The sequence below is a fragment of the Mesorhizobium sp. B1-1-8 genome (genome assembly GCF_006442795.2).
Classification (GTDB): domain Bacteria; phylum Pseudomonadota; class Alphaproteobacteria; order Rhizobiales; family Rhizobiaceae; genus Mesorhizobium.
Map to the genome: position 1 here is coordinate 3,722,041 of NZ_CP083956.1, position 15,877 is coordinate 3,737,917.

14 protein-coding genes are annotated in these 15,877 nt (G+C 63.3%); 10 read left to right on the plus strand and 4 right to left on the minus strand.

What is annotated here, in order from left to right; translation table 11 throughout:
• Window positions 1-133: 133 nt before the first annotated feature.
• A complete protein-coding gene (locus FJ974_RS18060; protein ID WP_140534727.1) occupies window positions 134-1,345 on the minus strand; it encodes a UbiH/UbiF family hydroxylase in 1,212 nt (403 codons plus the stop codon).
• A 101-nt stretch (window positions 1,346-1,446) separates the two neighbouring features.
• Between FJ974_RS18060 and FJ974_RS18065 the strand changes: the two genes are divergently transcribed.
• The 9 genes from FJ974_RS18065 (at window position 1,447) to ltrA (ending at window position 11,617) form a co-directional block, all read left to right on the plus strand.
• Complete coding sequence (locus FJ974_RS18065; protein ID WP_140534725.1) at window positions 1,447-2,337, plus strand: DUF2182 domain-containing protein; 891 nt, start codon at window positions 1,447-1,449, stop codon at window positions 2,335-2,337.
• 11 nt (window positions 2,338-2,348) lie between these two features.
• Complete coding sequence (locus FJ974_RS18070; RefSeq protein WP_140534722.1) at window positions 2,349-2,963, plus strand: DUF1326 domain-containing protein; 615 nt, start codon at window positions 2,349-2,351, stop codon at window positions 2,961-2,963.
• Between the two features lie 50 nt (window positions 2,964-3,013).
• The gene (gene pcsA, locus FJ974_RS18075) at window positions 3,014-3,781 is read left to right on the plus strand and encodes a phosphatidylcholine synthase (RefSeq protein WP_226891632.1); all 768 of its coding nucleotides are present in this window, start codon (window positions 3,014-3,016) and stop codon (window positions 3,779-3,781) included.
• Between the two features lie 54 nt (window positions 3,782-3,835).
• Entirely contained in the window at window positions 3,836-4,813 is a 978-nt protein-coding gene (locus FJ974_RS18080) for a quinone oxidoreductase family protein (protein WP_140534717.1), read from the plus strand.
• A gap of 214 nt (window positions 4,814-5,027) precedes the next feature.
• Window positions 5,028-6,605: an ABC transporter ATP-binding protein gene (locus FJ974_RS18085; RefSeq protein ID WP_181177189.1), complete on the plus strand. Its 1,578-nt coding sequence runs from the start codon at window positions 5,028-5,030 to the stop codon at window positions 6,603-6,605.
• Window positions 6,602-7,729: an ABC transporter permease gene (locus tag FJ974_RS18090; RefSeq protein WP_140534712.1), complete on the plus strand. Its 1,128-nt coding sequence runs from the start codon at window positions 6,602-6,604 to the stop codon at window positions 7,727-7,729. Before FJ974_RS18085 ends, FJ974_RS18090 begins: the two co-directional genes overlap by 4 nt.
• Window positions 7,729-8,649, plus strand: a complete 921-nt coding sequence (locus tag FJ974_RS18095; protein WP_140534709.1) for an ABC transporter permease — start codon at window positions 7,729-7,731, stop codon at window positions 8,647-8,649. The genes FJ974_RS18090 and FJ974_RS18095 overlap by 1 nt, the downstream gene beginning before the upstream one ends.
• Window positions 8,650-8,698: 49 nt before the next feature.
• The gene (locus FJ974_RS18100; protein WP_140534706.1) at window positions 8,699-9,766 is read left to right on the plus strand and encodes a BMP family ABC transporter substrate-binding protein; all 1,068 of its coding nucleotides are present in this window, start codon (window positions 8,699-8,701) and stop codon (window positions 9,764-9,766) included.
• Window positions 9,767-10,237: 471 nt separating this feature from the next.
• Complete coding sequence (gene ltrA, locus FJ974_RS18105; RefSeq protein WP_226891292.1) at window positions 10,238-11,617, plus strand: group II intron reverse transcriptase/maturase; 1,380 nt, start codon at window positions 10,238-10,240, stop codon at window positions 11,615-11,617.
• 123 nt (window positions 11,618-11,740) lie between these two features.
• On the opposite strand, the gene rimO is transcribed toward ltrA, so the two are convergent.
• The 3 genes from rimO to FJ974_RS18120 all read right to left on the minus strand — a co-directional run bounded on the left by rimO (window position 11,741) and on the right by FJ974_RS18120 (window position 14,491).
• Window positions 11,741-13,054: a 30S ribosomal protein S12 methylthiotransferase RimO gene (rimO, locus tag FJ974_RS18110; protein WP_140538395.1), complete on the minus strand. Its 1,314-nt coding sequence runs from the start codon at window positions 13,052-13,054 to the stop codon at window positions 11,741-11,743.
• 177 nt (window positions 13,055-13,231) lie between these two features.
• Window positions 13,232-13,915, minus strand: coding sequence for a TerC family protein (locus tag FJ974_RS18115; RefSeq protein WP_140538396.1), 684 nt, complete (start codon window positions 13,913-13,915; stop codon window positions 13,232-13,234).
• A gap of 168 nt (window positions 13,916-14,083) precedes the next feature.
• Entirely contained in the window at window positions 14,084-14,491 is a 408-nt protein-coding gene (locus FJ974_RS18120) for a DUF930 domain-containing protein (protein WP_181177298.1), read from the minus strand.
• Window positions 14,492-15,021: 530 nt separating this feature from the next.
• On the opposite strand from FJ974_RS18120, the gene FJ974_RS18125 reads away from it, so the two are divergent.
• Window positions 15,022-15,234, plus strand: coding sequence for a hypothetical protein (locus FJ974_RS18125; RefSeq protein ID WP_181177299.1), 213 nt, complete (start codon window positions 15,022-15,024; stop codon window positions 15,232-15,234).
• Window positions 15,235-15,877: the final 643 nt, after the last annotated feature.

The following is a 15,877-nucleotide window of genomic DNA, read 5'->3' on the forward strand; positions in this document are numbered from 1 at the left end:
AATCGACCCCGACTTTTGGGTTGGTGCCCATTTGGCGTAGACGCTGCCGCAATTCAATGCCGGGCGGCCCGACTTGCCCGAGTTGCGGATCGGGTGCCGCAAGGATTTCGCAATCGCAAACTGAAACCGCGTCTTACCGCCCGGCTTGCCGCCTGAAACCGCCGGCGAGCGCCTGGAAGCCGCTGCCTGGCCTTAGCCCCTCGCGCATGAAGAAGGCGCGCAGCGGCGCGAAGCTGCCCAGCACATTGAGGCCTGCGCTACGCACCAGCTGAGCGGGCAGCATGTCGGACAGCAACGACATGTTGAGCAGGTTTACGGCGCTGCTGCGCACAAATACATCCGGCCGGCGCCTGGTGTCGTAGGCGGCCAGACTTGTCCTCGATCCCGGATCGTTACGGTTTTCGTCAGCGATTCCAATCAAGTCGTCGATATCCCTGATGCCGAGGTTGAGGCCCTGCGCGCCGATCGGCGGGAACACATGGGCGGCTTCGCCGACAAGCGCGACACGATTTTGCGCAAAGCGCACTGGCGAAGCCGCGGAAAGCGGATAGATCTGGCGGCCGGGCTCGACCGAGATCCGGCCTAGCATCGATTGCATCTGTTCCTCGACCCGCGCCGACAGCGAGGCATCATCGAGCGCGGCCAATTCCTTCGCCGTTTCCGGCTTTACGACCCAGACCAGGCTGGAGCGTTTGCCGGGCAGCGGCACCTGCGTGAACGGCCCGGTTTCCGTGTGGAATTCGGTCGAGATAAAGCCATGCTCGCTGCGGTGGCCGAAATTGAGAACGAGCGCCGACTGCGGATAAGACCGCGCGGAAGCGCGTATGCCGGCCGCCTCGCGGGCCGGCGACAGGCGCCCGTCGGCCGCAACCGCCAGCGACGCCGAAACCTCACTGCCGTCGGCCAGGCTGGCATGGGCCTGGTCTGCCTCGAGGCGCCAGGCCTCGACCATCGACTTGCGCCATTCGATGCCGGCACGGGCCGAAACGGCCTTGGCGAGAACCGGGATCAGAATCGTGTTCGGCAGATTGATCCCGAACTGCTCCTCGCCGATCTCGCTGGCGCGGAAAGTGACGGTCGGGCTGCGGATCAGCCTGCGGGTGGCGTCGACGATGCGCATTACCTTCAGCGGCGCCGCCTGCGACCTGAGCTCGTCAAGCACGCCCAGGCGATCGAGCATCTTGAGGGCAGGGTTCATCAGGGCGGTGGTGCGGCCGTCGTCGCTTGCAGCCTTGGGGCCTGCCAGCGTCACGGTAAAGCCGGCCTTGGCAAAACCGAGTGCCGCGATGAGGCCGGCCGGACCGCTGCCGGCAACCAATATGCGGGCTTTGTCGTTCTGCTCCACGCGAGGCTTCCACAATGAAGGGCGATCCGTCGGCCCTGTATGCGGATATAGGTCAGATCGGCCGGCTTGATCAACACGGCGATTCGGCCCATTCGAATGCCATGAGCGCCCAGGATCATGATTTCAGCCATCTCGACCGAGCCGGCCGCGCGACGGCAGGCCTTGCGCGCAGCCCGCGCCCGACGGTGACGCTCGCCATTGGCATGGCTATCGTCCTTGCCTGGTATGTGCTGGCTGCGATGGCGATCCGCGGCACCGAGAGCCGCCTTGCCGGCGCTCCAGGCGATGCGCTGCTCCGACACTTGCCGCAATTGCCGTTGCCCGAGTTTCTCGATCGCTTTTTCGCGCTCTGCCTGGTCCCGGCGCCGCTCGCGGGCTCGATCGTCACGCAAGCCTGCGCTCTCGTCCTGATGTGGTTCCTGATGGCGGTGGCGGCGATGCTGCCTTCGGCGGCGCCAATGATCCATACCTATTGCGAGATTGCCGACACCGCCAGGATCAAAGGCGAGCCGGTCGTCCATCCGCTGGTGCTGGTTGCCGGATATCTGACGACCTGGCTCGGCGCTTCAGTGCCGTTCGCCGCGCTGACGATGGCGATCTATGCTTTCGCCGGCTCGGGGCAGGTGCTCGATCCCGTTGCCGGATTTGCCGGGGCCGCCGCCCTGCTGATTGCCGGCCTTTATCAGTTCAGCGGCCTGAAGCAGGCCTGCCTGAACAAATGCCGCAATCCGTTCTCGATCCTGTTTGCCAACTGGAGCGCGAATCCCCGGCGCATCTTCCGGCTTGGCCTCAGGCAAGGCATCTGGTGCCTGGGCTGTTGCTGGGCCTTGATGCTGGTGATGTTCGCGGTCGGTGCGATGAACATCTTCTGGATGGCGCTGATCGGCCTGTTCACCCTGATCGAAAAACAGACGCAAGGCAGGATGGCAAGCCGGGTGGCGGGTGCGATACTGCTTGTGTGGGCTGGCGCCCTGCTATTAATTTCGGCGTGAGGGAGAATTCGATGACGGATCGGAGCTGGGCGATGAAGGGAGAGCTGGTGCTTTCCTGCAATTGCACGGTTTTCTGCCCGTGCGTGCTGTCGCTCGGCAGCCATCCGCCGACCGAGGGCTATTGCCAGACCTGGGCAGGTTTCCGCATCGATGCCGGCCATTTCGGCGAGGTCGATCTGTCCGGCCTCAATCTCGGCCTGGTCATGGAAATCCCGGGCTATATGAGCCGCGGCAACTGGACCGCCGGCCTGTTCATCGACAAGCGCGCCTCGGTCTACGCGGTGAAGGCGCTGACCAGGATTTTTGCCGGCAAGGCCGGCGGCACCACCGCGCTGCTCTCGATCCTGGTCGGAAAATTCCTCGGCGTCGAGCAGGTGCCGATCACCTATGAGACGCGCGACAGGACGCGTGTCTTCCAGATACCGAAAATCATCGATGGCGCGGTGACGCCTGTTCCCGGAAAGGATCGCGATAAAGACACGGTGATCTCGAATTCCGAATACTGGATCGCGCCGGAAATCATCGTGGCGAAGTCGGACAAGAGCAAGATGCGCGCCTTCGGCCGCAACTGGAATTTCGCCGGCCGCTCGGCCGAAATCTGTAAGCTGGACTGGCGAGGCCCGTGAGCAAGAACACAACGGCGGCGAGGAAAGCGGCCAAGAAGATCGCCGATCGGATTCCGCGACCGAAGAAGAAGGTGACGTGGCCGCAGGCACGCGCCTTCTCGGTGCACCTGCTGACCGCCTCGGGTTCGTTCCTGGCTTTCCTGTCGCTGGTGGCGGCCAGCGAGCAGCGCTGGACGGCGATGTTCTGGTGGCTGGGGCTGGCGCTGTTCGTCGACGGCATCGACGGGCCGATCGCCAGGAAGCTGGAGGTCAAGGAAATCCTGCCGACATGGTCGGGCGAGCTGCTCGACAACATCATCGATTACGTCACCTACGTGCTCATCCCGGCCTTCGCGCTCTACCAGCGCGGCTTCATGGGCGAGAGGCTGTCGTTCCTGTCGGCGGCCATCATCGTGGTGTCGAGCGCGATCTATTATGCCGACACCGGAATGAAGACGAAGGAGAACTTCTTCAAGGGCTTTCCGGTGGTCTGGAACATGGTGGTGTTCACGCTTTTCGTCATCGAGCCCGGCCAATGGGTTTCCTTCGGCGTCGTGGTTACGGCGGGCATCCTGACCTTCCTGCCGATCAATTTCATCCATCCGGTGCGGGTGGTGCGGCTGAGGCCGCTCAATCTCGGCATGACGCTTTTATGGTGCGCCTTCGGCGCGCTGGCGCTGGCGCAGGCCGCGCTTGCCGCCTTCTACGACCAGATCGGCGTGCTCGGCGAGCAGGTCGGCATCTTCACCAAGGTCGGCATCACGGTAACCGGCCTCTATCTCGCCTGCATCGGCGGCGTCATGCAGGCGTTCCCCAACCTTGGCGCCAAGAAGTCCTGACCTAGATTCCGCCTCTGCCCGCCCCTTAAGTCCCGTTTCCAAGAGAGTTGACCGATGTCCAAGGCAATCCGTATCCACGCCCATGGCGGCCCGGAAGTCCTGACCTACGAGGATGCCGATCCCGGCCAACCAGGCGCCGGACAGATCCTGATCCGCCACACCGCGATCGGCCTCAACTTCATCGATGTCTATCACCGTTCGGGGCTTTATCCGCCGCCGGGCGGGTTGCCCTTGATCCCCGGCAGCGAGGCGGCCGGCGTGGTGCTGGCGGTCGGCGCCGGCGTCGACTGGCTGAAGCCCGGCGACCGCATCGCCTATGCCGTCAATGTCGGCGCCTATGCCGATGAGCGGGTGATCGCCGCCGAGCGTGTGGTCAAGGTGCCGGACGGCATCAGCGACGAACAGGCGGCTGCGATGATGCTGAAGGGCATGACCGCCGAATATCTCTTGCGCCGTACCTTCAAGGTGAAAGCCGGCGACACGATCCTCTACCACGCGGCGGCCGGAGGCGTTGGCCTGATCCTCGGCCAATGGGCCAAGCATCTCGGCGCCACAGTGATCGGCACGGCGAGCTCGACCGGCAAGATCGAGCTCGCCAGCGTGCATGGCTTCGACCATGTCATCAATTACAAGGAGCAGGATTTCGTCGCCGGCGTCGCTGCCATCACCGGCGGCAGGAAATGCGATGTCGTCTACGACTCGGTCGGCAATGACACCTTTCCCGCTTCGCTCGACTGCCTGAGGCCGCTCGGCATGTTCGTCAGCTTCGGCCAGTCGTCAGGACCGATCCCGCCCTTTTCGATGTCGCTGCTGGCGCAGAAAGGCTCGCTCTTCGCCACAAGGCCGACGATCTTCGTCTACAACGCCAGGCGCGAGGATCTGGTGGCGTCTGCCGCGGCACTCTTCGATGTGGTGCTGAGCGGCGCCGTCGAGATCAAGATCAACCAGCGCTACGCGCTGAAGGACGCCGGCAAGGCGCAATCCGATCTTGAGGGCCGCAAGACGACCGGTACGACCATCCTCATTCCCTGAGCCGGCTGACTTGTTTTTCAGCGGCTTGCCGTCCTTGAAGGCACAAGTCTGCGCGAAAAGCTTGCCGGTTTTCTCGCGCTCACAACAGGCCTATCTTACCCCTTGAGTTTCCGCTGAAATTCTTGAAGCTCTTTCAAGTCGGGTGCCGCTTTCCGACGGGAGCCGGCCGCGCCTACGATATTTGCGGGAACACAGAACATATCCGGAAAGCCGGATGGGAGGCACTGTGAGTGCAAATCATGACGGAGCAAACCTGCTCGAGGTTCGCGGCCTTACCAAGATTTTCGGCAGGCTGACGGCGTGCGATCACATCGACCTCAATATAGCGAAAGGCGAGATCCACGCGTTGCTGGGCGAGAACGGCGCCGGCAAGTCGACGCTGGTCAAGATGCTGTTCGGATCGCTGGAACCCAATTCGGGCGAGATCTTCTGGAACGGCCAGGCGGTCAGGATCACCAGCCCCGGCGTGGCGAAAAAGCTCGGCATCGGCATGGTGTTCCAGCATTTCTCGCTGTTCGAGGCGCTGACAGCGGCCGAGAACATCGCGCTTTCGCTGAACGACGGCTCGCCAATCTCCAGCATTGCAGCGAAGGCGAGGGCGCTTTCCTACAGCTATGGCCTGCCGCTCGATCCGGAGTCGCTGGTCGGCGATCTCTCCGTCGGCGAACGCCAGCGCATCGAGATCATCCGCTGCCTGTTACAGACGCCGCAACTCATCATCCTCGACGAGCCGACCTCGGTGCTGACACCGCAGGAAGCCGACAAGCTGTTCGAGACGCTCGAGCGGCTGCGCTCGGAAGGCAAGTCGATCCTCTACATTTCGCACCGGCTGGAAGAGGTCAAACGCATCTGCGACCGCGCCACCGTGCTGCGCCACGGCAAGGTGGTCGGCCATTGCAACCCGCGCCAGGAGACGGCCGCATCGCTCGCCCGCATGATGGTCGGCAATGAGGTGCAGGCCGTGGTGCGCGCGCCGGCTGAAGGCATCGAAACCGCGCCGGCGCTGCTGGAGATACGCGGGCTGACCCGCAAGCCGGCGACGCCCTTCGCCATTCCGCTGAAGAACATCAATCTTGCCGTTCGCGCCGGCGAGGTGATCGGCATCGCCGGCGTCGCCGGCAACGGCCAGGGCGAGTTCTTCGAATCCGTTTCCGGCGAAGTGCTGCAGCAGGACGCCGGTTCGGTTCGCATCCGCGGCAAGGATGCCGGCGCGCTCTCGATCACTGGCCGGCGGCTGATGGGTGCCGCCTTCGTGCCGGAAGAGCGACTCGGCCACGGCGCGGCGCCCAGGATGAAGCTTTCGGAGAACCTGCTCCTGTCGCGCCACGCCACCGACGGCAAGTCCTTCGTCGGCTCCGGCGGCATGGTCAAGAACGCTTCGGTTTACAGCGCCGCCCAGCGCATCATCACCGCGATGGATGTGCGCAAGAGCGCGCCCGATCCCGAGGCCGCGGCGTTGTCGGGCGGCAATCTGCAGAAATTCATCGTCGGTCGCGAGCTCGACCGCAAGCCGAGCGTCATGGTCGTCAACCAGCCGACCTGGGGTGTCGACGCGGGTGCTGCCGCGCACATCCGCCAGGCGCTGATCGAGCTTGCGCGCAGCGGCTCGGCGGTGCTGGTCATCAGCCAGGACCTCGACGAGTTGTTCGAACTGTCGGACGCGATCGCCGTCATGCACAATGGCGAATTGTCGGCGCCGCTGCCGATCGCCGAAGCCACTTTTGAGAAAATCGGCCTATTGATGGGCGGCGCCGAGCCCGGCCACGCCGAACACACCTTGGAGACGGCATGATGCGCCTCGAACTGGTCAAACGCCCGCAGCGCTCGGTGCTGTTTTCGGTGCTGTCGCCTTTCATCGCCTTCGCGCTGACGATCATTGCCGGCGCCATCCTGTTCGCGCTGCTCGGTGTCAATCCGCTCAACGCCTTCGAGATCTACTTCATCGAGCCGATCAGCCAGATCTGGCAGCTGCATGAGCTGGCGATCAAGGCAGCTCCGCTCATCCTGATCGCGGTCGGCCTGTCGGTCTGCTACAAGGCCAACATCTGGAACATCGGCGCCGAGGGCCAGTTTATCCTGGGCGGCATCTTTGGCTCGATCATACCGGTGCTGTTCCCGCAGTTCGAAGGCCCGCTCGTCCTGCCGCTGATGCTGCTGTTCGGCATGGTCGGCGGCGCGGCCTATGCGGCGATCCCCGCTTTCCTGAAAACCCGCTTCAATACCAACGAGATCCTGACCAGCCTGATGCTGGTCTATGTCGCGCAGCTCTTCCTCGACTGGCTGGTGCGCGGACCCTGGCGCGATCCGCAAGGTCACGGCTTCCCGCAAACTATCCAGTTCGGCGACGCGGCCACCTTGCCGCAGCTGATGCCGGACGCCGGGCGCGCCAATTGGGGCTTCGTCTTCGCGCTGGTCGCCGCCGTGCTGATCTGGCTGATGATGAGCCGCATGCTGAAGGGTTTCGAGGTCCGCGTCCTCGGCTCCAGTCCGAGGGCAGGGCGCTTCGCCGGCTTCGGCTTCAACCGCATGGTGTTCTTCAGTTTCATGCTGTCAGGCGCGCTTGCCGGCCTCGCCGGCATTTCGGAAGTGTCCGGCGCCATCGGCCAGCTGCAGCCGGTGATCTCGCCCGGCTATGGCTTCACCGCCATCATCGTCGCCTTCCTAGGCCGGCTCAATCCGCTGGGCATCGTGGCGGCCGGTCTGGTGCTGGCGCTGACCTATCTCGGCGGCGAGGCGGTGCAAAGCGCGCTCGGCATATCCGACAAGGTGGCGCGGGTGTTCCAGGGCATGCTTTTGTTCTTCGTGCTCGGCTGCGACACGCTCATCCACTATCGCATTCGCCTGATCGGCCTGGCGCTGACGAAGCCGGACGCGGCGAAACTCGAGGCCGCGCCCAAGCTGGAGGAGGCCCGCTGATGGACATCACCATCAACATCCTTTTGACCGTCGCGACCGCCGCGACGCCGCTTTTGATCGCGGCGATCGGCGAGCTGGTCGTCGAGCGCTCCGGCGTTCTCAATCTCGGCGTCGAGGGCATGATGATCATGGGCGCCGTCGGCGGTTTCGGCGCCGGCTACCTGACCGGCTCGCCCTGGATCGGCCTCATTGCCGCAATCATCGTCGGCGCGCTGTTTTCGATGCTGTTCGCGGTCATGACGCTGTCTTTGGCCACCAACCAGGTCGCGACCGGCCTGTCGCTGACGCTGCTAGGGCTCGGCCTTTCGGGCATGATCGGCACCAGCTTCGTCGGCCAGCCCGGTGTCAGGCTGCCGAACCTCGATATCCCGGGCCTGAGCTCGATCCCGGTCATCGGCAGGCTCATCTTCGGCCAGGATCCGGTGTTCTATATCTCGATCGCGCTCACCGCCGCGGTGATGTGGTTCCTGTTCAGGACACGCACCGGCCTGACCCTGCGCTCGATCGGCGACAGCCACTCTTCGGCGCACGCGCTCGGCATCAAGGTCATCCGCTACCGCTACCTGTCGGTGATCTTCGGCGGCGCCTGCGCCGGGCTTGCCGGCGGGCATTTGTCGCTGGTCTACACGCCGCAATGGGTGGAGAACATGAGCGCGGGCCGCGGCTGGATCGCGCTGGCGCTGGTGGTGTTCGCTTCCTGGCGTCCGTGGCGGGTGCTGGCCGGCGCCTACATCTTCGGCGCGGTCTGGATCGGCCAGCTTCATGCACAGGCTTTTGGCATTCCGGTGCCTTCGCAGTTTCTTTCTTCGCTTCCCTATCTGGCAACCGTCGTGGTTCTCGTTCTAATCTCGCGCAACAAGCGTCTGACGATGATGAACACGCCGGCTTCTTTGGGGCAGCCATTCGTTCCGGATCGTTGACAACAATAAAAAACGGAAGCTCCAAGGCTTAACTCAGAGAGGTAACACAATGAAAAAACTGCTTATTGCACTGATGACCACAACCGCGGCCCTGTCGCTGGCGGCGTCCGCTCAAGCCGCCGACAAGCTGAAGGCATGCTGGGTCTACACCGGTCCGATCGGCGACTTCGGCTATTCCTACCAGCACGACCAGGGCCGGCTCGAAGTCGAGAAGGCGCTCGGCGACAAGGTCGAGACCGCCTATCTAGAAAACGTTTCGGAAGGCCCAGACGCCGACCGCGCCTTCGAGCGCCTGGCGCGCGAGAAGTGCAAGATCATCTTCGGCACCTCCTTCGGCTTCATGGACGCCGAAGTGAAGGTCGCCAAGAAATTCCCCAAGGTGATGTTCGAGCACGCCACCGGCTTCAAGACCGGCGCCAATCTCGGCATCTACAACGCCCGCTTCTATGAAGGCCGCTACGTGCTCGGTCAGATCGCGGCCAAGGAATCGAAGAAGGGCCTTGCCGGCTACATCGTCTCCTTCCCGATCCCGGAAGTGGTGATGGGCATCAACTCCTTCATGCTCGGCGCGCAGTCGATCAATCCGAACTTCAAGGTCAAGATCGTCTGGGTGAACTCCTGGTTCGATCCGGGCAAGGAAGCCGATGCCGCCAAGGCGCTGTTCGACCAGGGCGCCGACATCATCGTGCAGCACACCGATTCCACCGCGGCCCTGCAGGTCGCCGAGGAGCGCAAGCTGCACGGTTTCGGCCAGTCCTCCGACATGATCAAGTTCGCGCCGAACGCGCAGTTGACTTCACTGACCGACGAATGGGGCCCGTATTATATCAGCCGCGTCCAGGCCGCCATCGACGGCACCTGGAAACCCGACAATGTCTGGCTCGGCATCAAGGACGGCGCGGTGAAGCTCGCGCCCTTCACCAACATGCCCGACGACGTGAAGGCGATGGCCGAGGCGACCGAGAAGAAGATCGCCGGCGGCTGGAACCCCTTCACCGGGCCGGTCGCCAAGCAGGACGGCTCGCCATGGCTGAAGGACGGCGAGGTCGCCGACGACGGCACGCTGCTCGGCATGAATTTTTACGTCAAGGGCGTCGACGACAAGCTGCCGCAGTGAACGGCGCGGATGTCAAAAGGGAAGGGCGCCGCGCGGCGCCCTTTTCGTGTGTGCCGAGCATGATCGACAGCTTGGAGGTGTGAGTCCTCTACCCAGCCTGATGACGGCGAAGGGTTAGCGAAGCGCAAGGGCGTCGTCGTGAGGCGGGGTCTGAAGGAAGCGTGGAGCAAACCCGCGACCCGATGGACAAGAACCGGATATGAGGCCTACCCGGCCGGACGAGCGGGCACGTGACCGCGAAGTCCATGGTCATCAAGGGCCGGGGTGGTAAATCCGGCGGGTGTGCGGGGAAGGCGGTCGATCTTACCTCGGGAGATCTGCGCCGTGTCCGGAATTCCGGACTGAGCCCGCCGTGAGGCGTGCCGATCGCGGCGCAGAAGTCAGCAGAGGGCATAGTAGCCGCCGGGCTTGCCCGGAGGCGAAGGCTCGAACGGTTGGAAGGACGAGTAGGACGGAGTTCTCGCATTGGCCATGCGGCGGAAAACCCAGCTTGAGCTGGCCTTCTCCGAGATGGGAGCGGGTGAAGCCCGCGACCGCTCTGGGGCAGGGACCGAAGCCCGTGCGGCGAACGCCGCCTCCGAAAGCCCGGCGGCGATGGCCGGACCGTGCATGGAAGCGATTGTCGAGCGCGACAATCTGAGGAAGGCGCTGGCGCAGGTCCGGCGCAACAAGGGAGCGCCGGGGATCGACGGCATGAGTGTCGAGGCCTTGGCGCTGCATCTGAAAGACCACTGGCCCGAACTTCGTGCCCAATTGCTCGAAGGCTCCTACAAGCCGCAACCGGTGCGGCGCGTCGAAATCCCGAAGGCGTCCGGCGGCACCCGTCCGCTCGGCATCCCGACAGTGCTCGACCGCTTTATCCAGCAGGCGGTGATGCAGGAGCTGCAGGACGCATGGGATGACGGGTTCAGCGCGTCGAGCTACGGGTTCCGACCCGCACGCTCGGCACATCAGGCGGTTGCCGCGGCGCAAGCGTTCATCGCGTCGGGCCACCGCATCGTGGTGGACATCGACCTGGAGAAGTTCTTCGACCGGGTCAACCACGACATCCTGATGGGGCTGGTGGCCAAGCGGGTATCCGATCCGCGCCTCCTTCGTCTGATCCGGGGCTTTCTGACCTCGGGAGTGCTCGAAGGCGGGCTGGTCGGCCCAATCGATGAGGGAACGCCGCAAGGCGGCCCGCTCTCGCCGCTGCTGTCGAATCTGATGCTGGACGAACTCGACAAGGAACTGGAGCGACGCAAGCATTGCTTCGTGCGTTACGCCGACGACTGCAACATCTATGTGCGCAGTGTGCGGGCGGGTGAACGGGTGATGGCCAGCGTCGAACGCTTCCTCGACAGGCGTCTGAAGCTGAAGGTCAACACGCACAAGAGCGCGGTCGCCCCGTCGCACCGGCGCAAGTTCCTCGGCTTCAGCTTCACGGACGAGAAGACGCCAAGGCGTCGGATCGCGCCTGAGGCGGTCGCCCGGTTCAAGGAGCGCGTGCGGGTGCTGACGATGCGGACGCGGGGCGCAAGCCTCGTGCTGATAGCCAAGGAGCTGTCGACCTATCTGAAAGGATGGCGCGGCTACTTCGGCTTTTGCGAAACCCCGTCGGTGCTGCGCGACCTCGACCGGTGGATCAGGCGAAGGCTGCGATCCATCGCATGGAAACAGTGGACGCGCGGGCGCACCCGCTTCGCGGAGCTGCGGCGCCGGGGTGTCGGGCGCGAGCTGGCGGCACAAACCGCCGGCAGTGCGCACGGTCCCTGGCGCATCAGCAACAGTCCCGCGCTCGCCATTGCCCTGCCAAATGCTTTCCTCGCAAGCATCGGCCTCGCTTCCATCGAACCCGCCAAGACCGCATAACCAATCGAACCGCCCTGTACGGACCCGTACGCAGGGTGGTGTGGGAGGGGAGGAGCCGCGAGGCTTCCCCCTATCCCGATTTGAAGCGCCACTGTCTGGAGACGCCTGTCTGTTCGGCAAGTATCAGACGGCCGAGCCGTAAAGATCATAGGCGTCGGCGCGCTCGACCTTGACGGTGACGATCTCGCCGGCACGCAGCGGCCGGCGCGACTGGATATGCACGGAGCCGTCGATCTCCGGCGCGTCGTATTTGGTGCGGCCCTTGGCCGAGGTGCCATGCGCCTCGTCGATCAAAACCGGCAGGCGCTTGCCGACCTTTTTGGCGAGCTGCGTCGCCGAAATCTTCTGCTGGCGCTGCATGAAACGGTGCCAGCGCGCTTCCTTGATCTCTTGCGGCACCTGTTCGAGGCCGAGATCGTTGGAGCGGGCGCCCTTGACCGGCTCGTATTTGAAACAGCCGGCGCGGTCGATCTTTGCTTCGTCCAGCCAGTCGAGCAGCATCTGGAAATCGTCTTCGGTCTCACCTGGGAAGCCGACGATGAAGGTCGAGCGGATGGCAAGGTCCGGGCAGACCTCGCGCCAGCCGCGGATGCGGTCCAGCGTCTTTTCGCCATGTGCCGGACGGCGCATGTTCTTCAATACCTGAGGCGATGCATGCTGGAAGGGGATATCCAGATACGGAAGGATTTTTCCTTCCGCCATCAGCGGGATAACATCGGCGACGTGCGGGTAGGGATACACATAATGCATGCGTACCCAGATGCCGAGTTTGCCCAGTTCCTCCGACAGATCGAGGAACTTCGCCCGCACTTCACGGTCGCCGAACGTCGACGTCTGATACTTGATGTCGATGCCATAGGCACTGGTGTCCTGCGAGATGACCAGGATCTCCTTGACCCCGGCCTTGGCGAGCTTCTCGGCCTCGCGCAGCACGTCCGCCGCCGGCCGCGAGACGAGGTCGCCGCGCAGCGCCGGGATGATGCAGAAGGTGCAGCGGTTGTTGCAGCCTTCCGAAATCTTCAGATAGGCGTAGTGGCGCGGCGTCAGCTTGACGCCCTGCGGCGGCAAAAGATCGATATAGGGATCATGGCTTGGCGGCGCGGCCTCATGCACCGCAGCCATGACGCTCTCATAGGCCTGCGGGCCGGTGATCGCCAGCACGTTGGGGTGCTTTTCGCGGATCACCTCCGGCTCGGCGCCGAGGCAGCCGGTGACGATGACGCGGCCATTTTCCGACAGTGCCGAGCCGATCGCATCGAGCGACTCTTCGCGCGCGGAATCGAGAAAGCCGCAGGTGTTGACGACGACAAGGTCGGCGCCGTCATGCTTGCGCGCGATCTCATAGCCCTCGGCGCGCAGGCGCGTGATGATGCGCTCGGAATCGACGAGCGCCTTCGGGCATCCGAGACTGACGAAACTGACGCGTGGGGCGGACATAAATTTGTTTTCCAAGAGATGAGGGCGAGATCGAGGAGCCTCAGGCTCCGAAGATCGATCCACGGCGCGCGGCTTTGAGCCATTTCGCGCGGCGCAATAGCACGCTTCGGCACAGAAGCAAACCTGCCAGCCGGCCATGACAAGAGGCGATGCGGCAGACGCTCGCCTTGAAGAGCGTCAGTGGCCGTCCGATCCGAACCAAGGCGCCAGGAAAGCAAAATGGTCGGGAAACTGCTGCACGGCGCCCCCCAGAAGCATGTTCACCGCGACATAGAGGATGATCAGCAGGCCGATATAGGCGATCCAGCGGTATTTGTGCAGCAGGCGCGCGACAAAGGAGGCGGCAAAGCCCATCAGCGCGATCGAGAGAACCAGTCCGAAGATCAGCACCGTGGGATGCTTCATGGCTGCGCCGGCGACGGCGAGCACGTTGTCGAGCGACATCGAGACGTCGGCGATGACGATCTGCCAGGCGGCCTGCGAGAAGGTCTTGCGCGGCGACTTGCCGGCGATTTTGCCATCTATGTAGTCGCCGTTCGACAGCGCTTCCGTCGCGTCGCGCTCATCCTCATGGCTGACGCGCAGCTCGCGCCACATCTTCCAGCATACCCAAAGAAGCAGGAGCCCGCCGGCGATGAGCAGCATCGGGCCGATGCTCAGCAGCCATTGCGTGATCAGGGCAAAGACGATGCGCAGGACAGTGGCTGCCGCGATACCGACCAGGATGGCGCGCTTGCGCTGATCCGCGGGAAGGCCGGCTGCCGCGAGGCCGATCACGATTGCGTTGTCGCCGGCGAGAGCGAGATCGATTGCGACGACCTGGAGGAGAGCTGAAAGGCCTGCGGCAGTGAATATTTCCATCGACTAGAAATCCTTGCCTGAAAATGAGCGTAGCCCTTTACCCGGACGGGCCTAAAGGCATGGTCCATCGGCGTCAAGACGCAGGGTTGGGCATCGCCGGAAAACAAGGCCGGCAGCGCAAGCCCTCAAGGATTTCGGGCGGTTGCCGGCAAGCGGCAAGGCCGAAAACTAGTCGTAGAGATTGTATTTTGCCCAGTCGGATTCCGGGATTTCGTCGCCGATCTTGTAGCGGAACTGCAGCACCTCCATGTGGTCCGGCGCGGTCTGGCATTTGTACTTCAGCCGGTACCATTGCCCCTTGCTGCGAAAGGCGGCGCCGGGGCTGCGGATGGCGTCGGCGCTCATCTGCGGCGTGGCGAAGGCATAAGCCACCACGCGGTCGGCCTTGTATTTGCGATCGTCGTGGCTGATCCGGTCGAGGACCTCTGCATCGCACCGTTGCTCGAGACGTGTCTCAGGGTCGAGTTTCAGCAGGCCGGCGCGCAACGCATCGTCCATCGCCTTGGCCGGCCAAGCCAGCGTCAGGGCCGCCAGAACCATCAGGCAGAGCTTTTTCATGGGCGCGACAAGCAGCATATTTTGTCTGAGAAATCAACCAAACGCACGCGCTTGTGAGACAGGAGTGAAGCCTCTAACGAGAGCGGACGCAGCAATTTCCGCAGCCGGTTTCGGCACCGGCATCGAGGCTGGCCGGCGCCCCGTGCGAACATCAAGGACAGCGCCTGAAGACAAAGGTTGCCTGGGTCGGCTTGATTGCGATGCGTCTGCCTCCAACCAGGCAATGCCTCGCAAGCTGGCGCTTGCGGACTTCAGCCATTCGGGCGCGAAGAGTTCGCCCGGATCGACATGACCAAAGCAGGGGAAAACGAACACTTCATGTTTTGATGCAGGGTTACTAATATTACGATTGCTTCAGCCGATTCGTTAACCCCGAGTCGGTCAGGCTCGGCGGTCAACCCAACGCCACCCCAACAGACCGTCGGGCCGCTAGACCAGAGCCGCGGGAAGACCCCCATCCATCGATTGAAGGATGAGGCTGTGCCAACAATTCTATACTTACGACAGACCGGCAATCGCTTGGTGGGTGGCGTTCCGGGAGGGCAGTGATGCTCAAACGAATTATGGCAGTCAAGGACTGGTCTTGTGCCATGAGCGACGAGATGGGCCGAGTGGTGTTGATGATCAACCCGACCGAAGGCGAGCCCGTCTTGGCCTTGATGACACTCTTGCAGGCCGCCAAAATGGGACTTGAGCTGCAGGCGCCAGAACTTGTCGCGCTATCCAGGTCTTCGGCCGCCAGACGGCGGCGCAGCCATTAGGGGCGACCCATCGGGCAACGCATCGATGCCTCCGGCGGCCAGGCGCCGGTGGTGTTCAAAGATCGCCAGCTTCTGCCCGTAGGTCATCCGCACCTTCGCGCGGCACCCCTCACATTTGAAGGTTGTGATGCTCTTGATCCAGGAGCCCCTTCTGATGATCGTCTTGTGACAGTTCGGACACTTGAACATCAGGTTTTTGTCGTGCAAGTCGATTGATAAGGGCATCCCCAATCCCCCAGGCGAGGAGGCGGTTCACACACCCCTCTCGCAGAAATTACACAAGCGATGTGCCCTGACTGTGAGCAGCATCACATGTCATGGGCCGGCATCCTTTCCGGACGGCTCGCTCTGGTCCGGCAGGTATACACGCAACAGTTGTTATAGCTAATTTAGCCGCATGCCGGCAACACCGCAGATTCCAGCACTTCGAATGCGGTTTGGTCGGTCAGAATCGGAAACCCACATTTTCCGGCGCGTTTTGGGCCAAAAGTGTTACCCAGGTGACCCGTGTGTCCGGAACGAACCTGGGCCGGCCTGGCGGACCGCGAACGATGACATTGTGGGCAACTAAACGTGGAGGCAAAGGGGAGACCCCTAGGCGCACAGAGTTGACCGTGGCAAAAACGCTAGTCGGAACTTCGGA